Origin of the sequence: Ornithinibacillus bavariensis (assembly GCF_050433565.1) — a bacterium.
In the GTDB taxonomy this organism is placed as follows: Bacteria; Bacillota; Bacilli; order Bacillales; family Amphibacillaceae; genus Ornithinibacillus; species Ornithinibacillus bavariensis.
Genome location: NZ_JBNPWZ010000001.1, coordinates 609,546 through 622,259, shown reverse-complemented (window position 1 = coordinate 622,259; position 12,714 = coordinate 609,546). Strand labels below are relative to the sequence as shown.

Here is a 12,714-nt window from a genome sequence, read left to right as displayed (position 1 = left end):
ATTTTACGTAATACTCCAATTAACAATGTTCTATTTGCTAATCAATATCTATAGTCATTCTCCTAAGTGCATAAAATTTAATAAAGAGACTGTCTTCAAAAGCTTATTTTATTTTTGGAGCAGTCTCTTTGGTTAATAAAGCATTTCTATGGAATAACTACAAAATTTCACCAATAAACAATCTTCTATAACAATATACTTGAGGTCGGAGAGATGATATTGAAGTTATTTTTTTCAATCTGTTTCAATAAATGAAATATCCTAGGATAGTAATATTACTTCTGAATATACAATACTAATTAATCACTGCTAGAAGAGTTCAAGAATTCTCTACCGTTTGATATTAAGATTCCAATTTCTTCTTTTTCATGTTCAATCCCCTAAGTGCTTTTTCAGCATAAAATACAGTATAATTTTCACACTGAGTTAGGGAAGTTCTATGTCCCCATTTTAACTAAATTTTTTTCTTCTCAAAAATTAATATGGCAGTATTAAATATTTTTTCTGAACCGAAAGATCCTCCTTGAAAAACGGAGTTGAACTTAATGTCTTTTAAAGTAACAGCATTTTTAGTTTCGTTGGAAATAACCTTATTCATTTCTTCTTCAAGGTCATAAGTATTTTCAGCATATACAACTCTAGTAAACGTCAAATAAATCACCCCCTGTCTACATATTTCGACAAGGGTAGCAAAAATCCTGCTGGATTATATATAAGTACACCCTACACGGTGTGGATTAAATCTTGACTTCCTTCTGAAATAAATTGGTTTATTTCGGAACCCAAAGGTTTGCAATTGGGTATTTTTGCAGAAAAATAGCAAGGGAAGAAATCACTTTCTAACCCTTGCTACATTTGACTTCAACGACGCGCCCAGAGGGATTCGAACCCCAGGCAAACCTGGTACCGGAAACCAATCGAGCCTATTTCACCACATTTTAAACCGCTATAATTATTACTTTGTATCTATTAATCTACTAATAAATGTTAGTTCTTTTCAAATCGTGTTTGCAATTTTGTTAGCAATCCATTAAGTTTTATCATCCATTAACATATACCAAAAATAGCAATAGACTACAGATTTTTTTGCAAAACCACCACAGCGAAACACATTATGATAACTTTAATTGAAGTACCTATTTATATATGTTGAAGTTTCCGATTGTATAGTAAATAATTAAAAATTCAATTGACATCGATTATTCCAATCATTTATAAATTTATTAGCTATTTTTGTTATGGATTGAGGAAAGTTTCCTGCGCTTACTCTAATTTCAAATAATATTTACAGACTTTTACTAACAACTTTCCATAAATTCAGCATGTCCATTTTGGTATCCTATAAAAAACTGAAATGGAGTAATATTAATGAGTTATGGAGACGATGTCCTGTTAGATGAATTATTAAATCCTTTTCATCGACCAGGGCAAGTCTGGTATGATACAAAACCGGAAGAGGAAAAGGAAGACAAAAATGAAGCCTTAGAAAATACTCTAGTGCGGGATTAAGAAATTGAATTTGAACAACAAAAAAGCGAATCATTCTGGATCCGCTTTTTTTAAGAGGTTTCTATTTTGTTCATATTTTTTAATGTCATCTTCCAGGTATAAAGGTAATGAGTCGTTATGCACCTTTATCACCACTGGTGGAAAATCTTCATGCCTTAATTCCCAATTCTTTACAACTTGCCTGGATACATCCCACCTAGTAGCTAAATCCGCCTTAGAGTATAGCTTTGGAATGTTCATTCTATCCCTCTTTTCTGTTTTTAATCGTGATAGTAAGTGCTGCAATAGAGACTACCAAGGCGACTGCAGATATTATAATAGCTACTGTTAGCATTTTATCCCCCCTTATTTTCTATGGTATATATTAAGTCATCATGTTATAATTTAAGAAGAAGGGGAGGTGCAACTCCCCTTCTTCTTATTTTTTCTTTTTCTTTCGTTTTGGTTTTTCTGTATAACCGCAGTGATTAGATTTAGTGTGGCAATCGCTAAGTTTTTCACTGCGGTTATTATTATGATGACTTCCATTCGCTATCTCCATTTCTTTAATTTAATTATACTATTTTCCGTTTACGTCGTAAACACTTTATTCAAAAAAATAATAATATATTTGCAAATTAAAAGCCCTCTCATCATAGAGGGCTAATCTATTTGTACATCGACTATATATTAAGATTTGTTAGTATTTATTTTATTACTTTTTGATTATAGCACCTGTTTCTGGTCCTACATAGATATTTATCCTTCCGACATCTTAAGTTTATTAATGTCACTTATAGTTTTGCCACTTTATTGCAACTGGAATCCTGCAACGAGGACATTTGTAATCTTCGCGATCTTGATAAACAATAGTCTTTTTCTCGCAATTAGGACACGTGACCTTGTATGTTTTAAATTTACCTGGAGCAAACGGGTAAACCGCTATCGGTATTGCTATAGTAAATAACGGTAATGCGAAAAAAAATCCAATAATCGTTAACGACATTATTAATCCTGTGAGAATCAAAAACAATGCCACTAACGGCATGTAAATCATCGCTGGAATACGCCATAACCAGTGTATTTTCTTCGGCTTTTTCTTCGTAACTTCAATGGTCACATATTCGTATGCTTGCGACATGACAACGACTCCTCTCTCTATATTCCTATGTATATTTTCGCATATAGTTTGAAGTTAAGCAAATTACAAAAGATTAAAAAAATATTATCCGTTTAGGGAGGCGTATATTTATTTAATTACTGCTCCGGTACTAGGATGTACATAGATATTTACCTTACCAATATCTTTAGTCTGAATGGTTACAACATTAGCTTGAGGTTTTCCAAGCACCTCATATTGTAATCCACCAAACTTTTTCGGGTTTAAGAAGCCCTTCTCATTACCTTTGACTGGTGCAACTTTAGTTGGGTAAACACGCCAACTTGATGCAGTTTTTGGTAGGTAAAGGGTTTCCTTTTTATTTGTACCAGGTAGTTTAATTCTTTGCCCTAGAAAAATTAGATCTCGATTTTCTAAGTTATTCAATTTTACTAAAGCATCGACAGTCGTATTATGGTCTCTTGCATTCCGAGTTAATGTATCACCTGTTCTAACTACATAAATACCACTATCATCTACCACTTGCTTATCTTCATTGTAATAATCCTTAACATATTGAGTAGGGTCCAATGTTCTTGTTTTGGGATTATCTACCCAACCTAATGATGGACTAGACTTCTTTCTAATCTCGTAATGTAAATGAGAGCCAGTTACTCTTACACCTGTAGCGCCCTGTTTACCGATAATGTCACCTTGCTTAACAGTTTGTCCTTTTTTTAACAGACACACTAGCAAGATGAGCATAGACATGACCTCGCTTATTTTTGTCCTCAATGACAACAACATTACCATAACCACCGACACCAGTACCAGATACTCCATTACCAGTATAAAGTACCTTACCAAGTACAAATGCACCAATCGGTGCTTGATGACTTTTAACTAGATCAATCCCATCATGGAAAGTATTTTTTTGACCTGTGACTGGGTCTGTTCGGTTCCCGTATGGACTTGTAACTCGTTCGAATGGCATTATACCGCCTCCTATTATTTAGTAACGATCTTACTTTGGTGCAAAGTACCTCCGGCATAAAAAACACCTGCTAACAATCCTAAAATCAAGGATGCTACAGGCAAGTAATTTTTGATACACCAAGGTGGCAAACGCTCTTCAATATCATCTAGGTTTTGTTATGACAATATCGTATTTTGTGCTGAATCCCTTAAGGGTTTCATTTTGAGCATCTATTGTTTTATATAACTGTTTGGCACATTTGTTTGATTCCTTCCTACAGAATAGAAAAGCCAAACAAAAAGGACCGCAAAAGGCCCTAGTGTGAGAGAATATTGAATTAATGTTTCATCCATGACTGACCCCCACTTTTTGACATAATAAAAAGCACCTCATTTGAGATGCCTTTTAGAACAATTAACCTTTTTTATTAATTTCTCTTTCCTTCCAACTACCTACTATTTGCCTATTAGATACATCAGCTGCTGTAATTAACGCCACTTTATACCCTTCGACTTCATCAATAAACTGATTTCCTATTTTACATAACCATTCATGAATATTTATATTTCGAAGGCCAGTACTTTCAACCCTTAAAGCAAGAATGGTAACTCTTAACTCCAAAACGTTTGAGGCATTCCCTCGAATAACAACAGCTTCATATGGTCCATTAGGTTTAATACTACTACGATTTTTCTGCAATTTTATCTCTCCTTAAAGTATTCTTATATATAATATAAGAGTTAGGACAGATATAACTTATAAATACAGCAAAAACTTTTCGACATATACTGCAAATTTCCCTACTCTTTTTAGGTACGTTGGATCTAGGTAAATTTTAACTCCATCTGGGTTAAGTAACACATCAAATTCAATATACTCTATAAGAACCTGTGGACCATGGTAATGATATAAGGATTCGAAGGTCAACTAAACAAAAGGAATGGCAGCTATTTGGACATGAGCTAGGTCATTCTCTTAGACATTGTGGACATCAATTGAAAATGCATCCTTTATTTAAGGAATTACAAGAATACCAGGCTAATTATTTCGCTTATCATTTTTGCATACCCACTTTTATGTTGGACAAGCTCATAAATTATACAGTTAAAGATATTATGGCTCTATTTAATGTTGAAAATGATTTTGCCTTAAGACGATTAGAAATGCACAAAGGTAAATTTCTGATAGGGGGATTAATTTCGTGAGAGGACATATTACAAAAAGGGGTAATAAGTACGCTATTGTAGTTGATGTTGGTCGGGACCATAAAAACAGACGTAAACAAAAGTAGTTCAGTGGATATGAAAAGAAAAAAGATGCAGAAAAAGACCTTCCTAGAATCATAGCTCTCTAGATAAAGGATTTATAAATCCAGAGGATATGACACCGGAGGAATACTTTAATCAATGGTTTCCCCCAAAAAAAAGTACAGTTGCACCTGGTACCTATGAACATCATGAATCGTACATGAAAAAACACATTATTCCAGATTTAGGCAGTTGGAAAATAAACAAATTAGAGCATCATCATATAGAATCCTTTTTAAATGAACTCTATCATACAAAGTTGCCAAATAGCGATAAAAATATTTCACAACGAACAAGAAAGCATATTTATAGAATTCTATCAAGTGCTTTAAAAGCTGGAAGGCGATATGGCATCAAAGAATGTATTTTGGATGATATAGGGGCTCCTAAGGTAGATCGAAAAGAAATTGAATACTGGACCGAGGATGAAGTTCGATTATTCATGAGTAATCTTAAAAGCAAGAACCATGCCATGCCAATTATTCTTGCCTTAGCTACAGGTATGTGTCGTGGTGAAATATTAGGTTTAAGATGGTCTCATGTTGATTTTGATAAAAATAAAATATCTGTTAATCAACAATTAAAAAAAGACGATAATGAAAAATGGGACCTGTCTCCACAACTTAAAACCTCAACTAGCTACCGAACTATAGACATCGATGATGACACCATCGAATTGCTAAAAAACCATAAGAGCAACAAGAAAAGGGTAAAATGAAATGCAGTCCAGATTTTGAGGAAAACAATCTAGTATGTTGCACTTCAACGTATGGTGTTATAAGACCAACCTATTTAAGGACTGTATCTAATCGCACGATTGAAAAAAGTGGTGTAAAAAGAATTAGCTTCCATGGTTTACGGCACACTCACGCAACTTTATTATTGAGAGCTGGCATTCATCCGAAAGTTGTTCAGGAAAGATTAGGTCATAGATCAATACAAACAACTTTAGATACTTATTCACATGTTATTCCAGGTATACAAGAAATAGCTGCAACAAGTATTCAAGCTTCACTTTATGTAAAGAAAGAAATAGTTCCTGATAATGTCGTTTCAATCAGTAAAAAATAACTTTTAAAAATTACTTCGAAACTCGAAGGTTTGCATTCCGTTTGCAATTGGGTATTTTTGCAGAAAAATAGCAAGGGTAGAAATCACCTTCTAACCCTTGCTACTCTTGATTTTCAAAGACGCGCCCAGAGGGATTCGAACCCCCGGCAAACCTGGTACCGGAAACCAGTGCTCTATCCAGCTGAGCTATGGGCGCAAGATATGATTTTTATATCATCCATTACTTGGACACATAGGCTATTATAACGCCTACAGATTGATTTAACAAGTATTTTCAGTGCAAAAAGGTTTAATTCATCATGCTTCCGGGCAAGATGTATTATGTGTTTTTTGAAAAATATGACTGCAATATTCGTCGAATGTTTTTGTTTGACCTTCATTGACCATTAGTATATGATGATATTATCCAAAGATTGGATATATCTTTAGAATAGAATTAAGGAGGAATTCCAATGAATTTAATCCCTACAGTTATTGAACAAACAAACCGTGGTGAGCGCGCATATGATATCTATTCTCGTTTATTAAAAGACAGAGTTATTATGCTAGGAAGTGCCATTGATGATAATGTAGCAAATTCAATCGTTGCTCAGCTACTATTCCTAGAAGCAGAAGATTCAGGGAAAGATATCTCACTTTATATTAACTCACCTGGTGGGTCTATTACAGCAGGTATGGCAATTTATGATACAATGCAATATATTAAATCAGACGTATCAACAATTTGTACTGGTATGGCTGCATCAATGGGTGCTTTCCTACTTGCAGCTGGTGCAAAGGGTAAACGTTATGCTTTACCAAATAGTGAAGTAATGATTCACCAACCATTAGGTGGAACACAGGGGCAAGCTACAGATATCGAAATTCATGCAAGACGTATATTACAAATGAGAGAAAACCTAAACAAAATTCTTTCTGAACGTACTGGTCAACCAATTGAGGTAATCAACCGTGACACAGAGCGTGATAATTTCATGACTGCAGCAGGTGCTGTAGAATATGGATTAATTGACAAAGTATTAGAACGTAAGCCAGATTAAAACATACTTAATTGCTAAGAGGATGAATGATTAGTTCATCCTCTTTATTTATTATATTTATAATTGTTATCTATTTCACAAATGGGAATACTATTAATTTCTTTTCGTCACAAATGATGTCAAATGATTTAATGCTATTTCCTCATCGGATCCATCTGCAATAAGTTTAATTGATTCGCCAGTTGTAATTGCTAAGCTCATTAGTCCCATAATGCTTTTTGCATTTACTCGTTTACCATTTTTCTCTAAAAATAAATGCGCACTATAGCGGTTCGCTTCCTGCACAAATTGTGCAGCTGGTCTTGCTTGTAACCCTGTCTCAAGCTCAACTGTGACAACCCTCTCAACCATTGTCTCCTCATCCTCCTCAAAATTAAAGCGGTAACATTTTATTTTTTACTAAAAAAATGTAAAAAAATATCCATGATAAACTATTATACCATGGATTCTGAAAATTAGAAGTAAAGTTATGATAAAATTTCGCCTTGTTTAATTTTTTCTGCAAATTCATCAATTTTCTTTAAACGATGATTAATTCCCGACTTTGATATTTTTCCACTTGATACAAGCTCGCCTAACTCCTTCAAGGAAACATCCTCATGCTGTACTCGTAAAATTGCGACCTCTCGTAGCTTTTCTGGTAGCGACTCAAGTCCTACTGTTCGTTCAATTAGTTTTATATTTTCAATTTGGCGAAAGGCTGCACCAATTGTTTTATTCAAATTTGCCGTTTCACAATTAACAAGTCTATTTACAGAGTTTCGCATATCTCGAACAATCCGAACATCCTCAAATTTAAATAGTGCATTATGTGCACCAATAATATTTAAAAACTCCGTTATTCTCTCCGCTTCCTTCATATATACAATATAGCCTTTTTTTCGCTCCAAAACTCTTGACCGTAAATCAAATGTATTCAGTAATTCACATAATGCCTGATTATGGTCTTCATTAGAATTAAAGATCTCTAAATGATAGGAAGAGGTTTCTGGATTATTAATGGACCCTCCCGCAAGAAAAGCTCCACGAAGATAAGCTCTCTTACAGCAATCCTTTTCTACAAACTGTTCCGGTATTCCACGAAAAAAAGAATATCCGTCCTTCATGATTCCTAGCTCTGTTAATATCCCTTGGACATTTTGTTTTAACCGAACGATATATACATTATTTTTCTTTAGCTTCATTTTCTTTCGTACTAAAAGTTCCACAGGAGTAAGAGAGAAACCAGCCTTAAGTAATGTATAGATACGTCTTGCTATAGCTGCGTTTTCTGTTTGGATATCTAACGTATACTGCATTTGCGATACCGAAATGGTTCCGTTCATCCTTATTAATGCAGCTAGCTCCGCATTCGAGCAACAAGGACCTGACTCCACAGTTGTTAATTCCTTTTTAATCTCTGAAGCAAAGGACATGATACTCCCCCCTTCATTTTATTTCGCAATCAAAGAATATAGTAATTTGGCAATCTTTCCTGTATCATGGCGTATGGTTGTTTTTGAATGATCAATAATATCCCCTTCAATAATTTGAAGCCCCATGTCTAATAATCTTTCAATATCATATTCAACAGGTTCCGAATTCTCCCCAGCATATCGATCACGAACTTTAGGATCGATTTTTTCACTGTGAACTACGATTGCATCGATAATATCTTCCCCTATATGATTTATGATAGCCTGAACATGGTCACCAGCAGAAAAATCGGTAGTTTCACCTGCTTGTGTCATTACATTACAAACATAAACTATTTTAGCTTTAGCACTACGTAATGCATCAGCTATTTGAGGAATAATTAAATTCGGCATGATACTAGTAAACAGACTCCCAGGAGAAATAACAATTAAATCTGCTCTTTCTATTGCAGTTAAAGCGTTTGGCAATGGTTTTACATCTGTAGGCTCTAAATATACTCGGTGTATTTCTTTACCTGCTAATGGGATATTGGATTCTCCTACCACAAATGATCCATCTGCCATTTCTGCTCGTAACGAAATATTTTCATTCGAGATTGGGTATATTTTACCTTTCACATTTAAAACTCTTGAGATTTCTTTAATCCCTGTATAAAAATCTCCAGTAATGGAAGTCATCGCGGCCAAAAGCAGGTTTCCAAGCGAGTGTCCCGATAACTCATTTCCAACTGAAAAGCGATGCTGAAAAAGCTGGATAAGCATTGGTTCAACCTCAGACATTGCTGCAATAACATTTCGAATATCTCCTGGTGCCGGTATAGCCATATCCTGCCGTAATCTTCCCGTACTACCACCATCATCTGCTACAGTTACTAGAGCCGTTAATTGAATCGGATAATTTTTTAATCCACGGAGTAGAACTGGCATCCCAGTTCCTCCTCCAATTACGACGATTCTTGGCTGGTTATTATCTGACATATTAATGGCCCTTTCTCTTATCAATGTCACGGTGACTAACATGTGTAATATAATTCGCTTCAGCAAGCTTTTTAGCAAAGTATTCCGCTAAAGCTACTGAACGATGCTGCCCCCCAGTACAACCGATAGCAACAACTAGCTGTGACTTTCCTTCTTTTTTATATTGTGGAAGCATGAACTGTAACAAATCAAGAACCTTCTCTTGGAACTTTTGTGTTTCAGACCATTTAAACACATAAGAAGAGACATCCTGATTAAGCCCTGTCAATGGTTGCAACTGAGTTACATAATGTGGATTAGGTAAAAACCGCACATCAAATACTAAATCAGCATCAATCGGTATTCCATATTTAAATCCAAAAGAAATCATATTAACGGAGAAAATCTCCTGTTTTTCCTCAGAATAATACTTGAGAATTTTCTCTCGAAGCTCACGTGGCTTTAAATTACTTGTATCAATAACCCGATGTGCACGGCCACGCATTTCATCTAACAATTTCCGTTCCTGCTTAATTCCTTTTAAAGGTAGGTCACCAACAGCTAATGGATGTGATCGTCTAGTTTCTTTATATCGGTTTACGAGCTTCTCATCATTTGCATCTAGAAATAAGATATGCTCCTCCAACCATTCTTCATCGCCTACTATATCAAGCGCTTCAAATAATGAATCAAAGAATTCACGTCCCCTTAGATCCATCACAAGCGCTACCTTGTGGATACTATTGGTAGAATCTCGCATCAGCTCAAGAAGCTTAGGTAATAAAGCAGGTGGTAAGTTATCCACACAGTAATAGCCTAAATCCTCAAAACTTTGAATTGCAACTGTCTTACCAGCACCAGACATACCAGTAATAATTACCATTTTTGTCTCTTGTTCAATATTTCCCATCTCCATCACCTCTTCATGGTTACCTATAATTATGCTAGATACGTGATATTCACCTACGAAAGGTGTACCATATTTAGATTGTGTCATTTATCCAAAATACTATATCTATTATACATGTAATTAATTTATTGCTACAAGGAAATGACTATACTTTCCTTTATTATAGAATTATGTAAAGCACATTGGATTCATGTAGATAATTTTCCTTTGCCAGCAACTTATTTTATAGAAGCAAAAAAATACGCAGATGCAATTACATCTGCGCCAATAACTAATCTATCTATTAAAAAGGGGGTCAATTAGTTATTTTTATTGTACTTCATTAATATTTCGTGCGTGTTACAGCTACGTTAAGATGCCTTTACTTTACTATTTTACTGCTTTTAGCTTATCATTTAGCTCTTCGATATAAGCAATAGCAGCTTCTGCAGCAATGGATCCATCACCTGTTGCAGTGACAATTTGTCTCAACTTTTTATCACGAATATCTCCCGCAGCAAAAATACCAGGAATACTAGTTTCCATATTTTCGTTTGTAATAATATATCCTTCTTTGTTCGTAATTCCAAGTGACTGGAAAGGCTCACTCAAAGGTACCATTCCAATGTATACAAAGACACCATCAGCTTGCTTTTCATATTCTTCACCAGTCTTAACATCCTTTAATGTTACGCTGGACACCTTACCCTCTGGACCATTTATTCTTTCCACGGTTGTATTCCAAATGAAGTCCACTTTTTCATTATCAAATGCACGTTGCTGAAGAATTTTTTGAGCACGAAGTTCATCACGTCGATGTATAATCGTAACCTTACGAGCAAACTTTGTTAAATAAACACCTTCTTCAACAGCGGAATCTCCACCACCAACAACAATCAATTCCTTCTCTTTAAAGAATGCTCCATCACATACGGCACAATAAGATACTCCACGTCCACCTAATTCCTCTTCACCAGAAATTCCTAATTTCTTGTATTGTGCACCAGTGGTTATAATAAGGGTTTTTGTCTTATAGACCTTACTACCTGCATTTACAATTTTATAGTCACCATAATCCTCAACACTCTTGATGTCACCATAGGCATACTGTGCACCAAACTTTTTCGCATGTTCAAACATTTTATTGGATAAATCAGGACCTAAAATATTATCAAATCCCGGATAGTTTTCTACATCTTCTGTATTAGCCATTTGTCCACCCGGAATACCGCGTTCAATCATTAATGTATCTAGATTTGCTCGTGATGCATAAACAGCAGCAGTCATACCTGCAGGACCTGCACCAGCGATAATCACATCATATATTTTTTCTTCGGACATGTTAACGCTCCTCTCCAAAACAATAAATACTTCCTATGTTTAGCGTATCGGATTTCCTATTTTACGTCTAACTTTCTGCTCATTAATGCCAGGGGCCTTCTTCCTCGGATAGCTTAGGATGTCGACGGCAGCCCTCTTCCCATAATGCAAGTGCCTTCGCTGGTTCACCCAATCGATAAGCAGTCATGCTATACCAGCGATAATAAGAAATATGACTTTTTACTACCCCTTTATCAAGCATTCGAAATCGAATATTTGCTTCCTTTAGAAAGCCTGTCCTAGCTAATGTAGTTGCTATTCTAAGCTTTTGCTGTTCGTGAATTGGATATATGTTTAGTAATGCTCGAATATGCCTTTGATATTCCTCATATTCCTGTATCTCAAAGTAAAATAGTGCGAGATTCGTATGACTATAAAGGTTATTAGGATCTTCCTCGAGCAACTCCAACTCTTTCTGAATGGCTTCTTCCCGTTTCCCAGTAAAGAATAAGGCATGTGTATACTCATGATGGGCTGTTTTATAATCTGGAAATAGAAGAATCATCTCTTCAAGTAGTACTAGTGCCTGATTCCATTCATTATTTTCTAAATGGTGGAATACAGTTTCCTGATAAACAAGAAGCTCATCCTCTTCATCAAGCTCCCAATCTTCCTCGTCATAATCATCTATTTCTATTAAATCCAATAATGTTTTTGCATCTTCGCTAAAATCACCATCTGGTTCTTTATCTAAATATGAAATAGCAAATTTCCTTGCATCATTTAGTAAACCTAAATGTGCATAATTGTTTGCTAGTAAATAGTAACAATCCACATATTGATCTCCTGTCGACTGAAGGACATTAGTCAATAGCTGATTTGCTTTATGATAAGCACCTGTTTCGGTGTAAATAATGGACATTTGACATTGATATAGAGGATTATTCGGCTCTGTATCGACTGCTTTTTTTAGCCACTTTAATGCAGTATCAAATCTTCTTTTACGAAATGATTCAACACCCTTCGCAAAATAAAAATCACCTGTTGGGATAAAAGGGATAACATTATTAGATTTTACTATCTTTTCATTTTTTTCTAGTTGCATGCTAATCCCCCTATTTTTTCACATATCGACAAAAGTATACCATATTT

General features: G+C 35.1%; 18 protein-coding genes and 1 tRNA gene. 5 read left to right on the top strand and 14 right to left on the bottom strand.

All coding sequences use genetic code 11. The features are described from left to right. Window positions 1-454 precede the first annotated feature (454 nt). Complete coding sequence (locus tag HNR27_RS02885; RefSeq protein ID WP_429338677.1) at window positions 455-652, bottom strand: hypothetical protein; 198 nt, start codon at window positions 650-652, stop codon at window positions 455-457. A 716-nt stretch (window positions 653-1,368) separates the two neighbouring features. Between HNR27_RS02885 and HNR27_RS02880 the strand changes: the two genes are divergently transcribed. Next, window positions 1,369-1,509 (top strand): hypothetical protein, encoded by a 141-nt coding sequence (locus HNR27_RS02880; RefSeq protein WP_429338676.1) that lies wholly within the window; start codon window positions 1,369-1,371, stop codon window positions 1,507-1,509. Window positions 1,510-1,539: 30 nt separating this feature from the next. Here the strand turns inward: HNR27_RS02880 and HNR27_RS02875 are convergent, their stop codons facing one another. From HNR27_RS02875 to HNR27_RS02850, 6 genes are all read right to left on the bottom strand, one after another. Next, the gene (locus HNR27_RS02875; protein ID WP_429338675.1) at window positions 1,540-1,749 is read right to left on the bottom strand and encodes a hypothetical protein; all 210 of its coding nucleotides are present in this window, start codon (window positions 1,747-1,749) and stop codon (window positions 1,540-1,542) included. Window positions 1,750-2,278: 529 nt separating this feature from the next. Further along, entirely contained in the window at window positions 2,279-2,629 is a 351-nt protein-coding gene (locus tag HNR27_RS02870; RefSeq protein WP_429338674.1) for a DUF2614 family zinc ribbon-containing protein, read from the bottom strand. A gap of 108 nt (window positions 2,630-2,737) precedes the next feature. Beyond that, window positions 2,738-3,352 carry a LysM peptidoglycan-binding domain-containing protein gene (locus HNR27_RS02865; protein ID WP_429338673.1) on the bottom strand — a complete coding sequence of 205 codons (615 nt, stop codon included), beginning with the start codon at window positions 3,350-3,352 and terminating at the stop codon, window positions 2,738-2,740. Continuing rightward, a complete protein-coding gene (locus HNR27_RS02860; protein WP_429338672.1) occupies window positions 3,306-3,581 on the bottom strand; it encodes a M23 family metallopeptidase in 276 nt (91 codons plus the stop codon). The genes HNR27_RS02865 and HNR27_RS02860 overlap by 47 nt, the downstream gene beginning before the upstream one ends. A 212-nt stretch (window positions 3,582-3,793) precedes the next feature. Next, window positions 3,794-3,916 carry a BhlA/UviB family holin-like peptide gene (locus HNR27_RS02855; protein ID WP_429338671.1) on the bottom strand — a complete coding sequence of 41 codons (123 nt, stop codon included), beginning with the start codon at window positions 3,914-3,916 and terminating at the stop codon, window positions 3,794-3,796. Window positions 3,917-3,977: 61 nt separating this feature from the next. Then, window positions 3,978-4,262 carry a hypothetical protein gene (locus HNR27_RS02850; protein ID WP_429338670.1) on the bottom strand — a complete coding sequence of 95 codons (285 nt, stop codon included), beginning with the start codon at window positions 4,260-4,262 and terminating at the stop codon, window positions 3,978-3,980. Window positions 4,263-4,453: 191 nt separating this feature from the next. Between HNR27_RS02850 and HNR27_RS02845 the strand changes: the two genes are divergently transcribed. From HNR27_RS02845 to HNR27_RS02835, 3 genes are all read left to right on the top strand, one after another. Continuing rightward, a complete protein-coding gene (locus tag HNR27_RS02845) occupies window positions 4,454-4,768 on the top strand; it encodes an ImmA/IrrE family metallo-endopeptidase (RefSeq protein WP_429338669.1) in 315 nt (104 codons plus the stop codon). A gap of 175 nt (window positions 4,769-4,943) precedes the next feature. Next, window positions 4,944-5,588: a tyrosine-type recombinase/integrase gene (locus HNR27_RS02840; RefSeq protein ID WP_429338668.1), complete on the top strand. Its 645-nt coding sequence runs from the start codon at window positions 4,944-4,946 to the stop codon at window positions 5,586-5,588. Continuing rightward, window positions 5,585-5,941 carry a site-specific integrase gene (locus HNR27_RS02835; protein WP_429338667.1) on the top strand — a complete coding sequence of 119 codons (357 nt, stop codon included), beginning with the start codon at window positions 5,585-5,587 and terminating at the stop codon, window positions 5,939-5,941. The genes HNR27_RS02840 and HNR27_RS02835 overlap by 4 nt, the downstream gene beginning before the upstream one ends. A gap of 120 nt (window positions 5,942-6,061) precedes the next feature. Here HNR27_RS02835 and HNR27_RS02830 read toward each other — a convergent pair. Then, window positions 6,062-6,137, bottom strand: a tRNA-Arg gene (locus HNR27_RS02830). Window positions 6,138-6,393: 256 nt separating this feature from the next. Between HNR27_RS02830 and clpP the strand changes: the two genes are divergently transcribed. After that, window positions 6,394-6,981, top strand: a complete 588-nt coding sequence (clpP, locus tag HNR27_RS02825; RefSeq protein ID WP_212919857.1) for an ATP-dependent Clp endopeptidase proteolytic subunit ClpP — start codon at window positions 6,394-6,396, stop codon at window positions 6,979-6,981. Window positions 6,982-7,074: 93 nt separating this feature from the next. On the opposite strand, the gene HNR27_RS02820 is transcribed toward clpP, so the two are convergent. From HNR27_RS02820 to HNR27_RS02795, 6 genes are all read right to left on the bottom strand, one after another. Then, a complete protein-coding gene (locus HNR27_RS02820; RefSeq protein ID WP_212919858.1) occupies window positions 7,075-7,332 on the bottom strand; it encodes an HPr family phosphocarrier protein in 258 nt (85 codons plus the stop codon). 116 nt (window positions 7,333-7,448) lie between these two features. Further along, a complete protein-coding gene (gene whiA, locus HNR27_RS02815; RefSeq protein WP_429338666.1) occupies window positions 7,449-8,396 on the bottom strand; it encodes a DNA-binding protein WhiA in 948 nt (315 codons plus the stop codon). A gap of 18 nt (window positions 8,397-8,414) precedes the next feature. Next, window positions 8,415-9,374: a gluconeogenesis factor YvcK family protein gene (locus HNR27_RS02810; RefSeq protein ID WP_429338665.1), complete on the bottom strand. Its 960-nt coding sequence runs from the start codon at window positions 9,372-9,374 to the stop codon at window positions 8,415-8,417. Between the two features lies 1 nt (window position 9,375). Continuing rightward, the gene (gene rapZ / locus HNR27_RS02805) at window positions 9,376-10,263 is read right to left on the bottom strand and encodes an RNase adapter RapZ (protein ID WP_212919861.1); all 888 of its coding nucleotides are present in this window, start codon (window positions 10,261-10,263) and stop codon (window positions 9,376-9,378) included. Between the two features lie 369 nt (window positions 10,264-10,632). After that, on the bottom strand, window positions 10,633-11,583 hold the full coding sequence (gene trxB, locus HNR27_RS02800; RefSeq protein ID WP_212919862.1) for a thioredoxin-disulfide reductase: 951 nt from the start codon (window positions 11,581-11,583) through the stop codon (window positions 10,633-10,635). 82 nt (window positions 11,584-11,665) lie between these two features. Beyond that, complete coding sequence (locus HNR27_RS02795; protein ID WP_429338664.1) at window positions 11,666-12,667, bottom strand: tetratricopeptide repeat protein; 1,002 nt, start codon at window positions 12,665-12,667, stop codon at window positions 11,666-11,668. Window positions 12,668-12,714 lie beyond the last annotated feature (47 nt).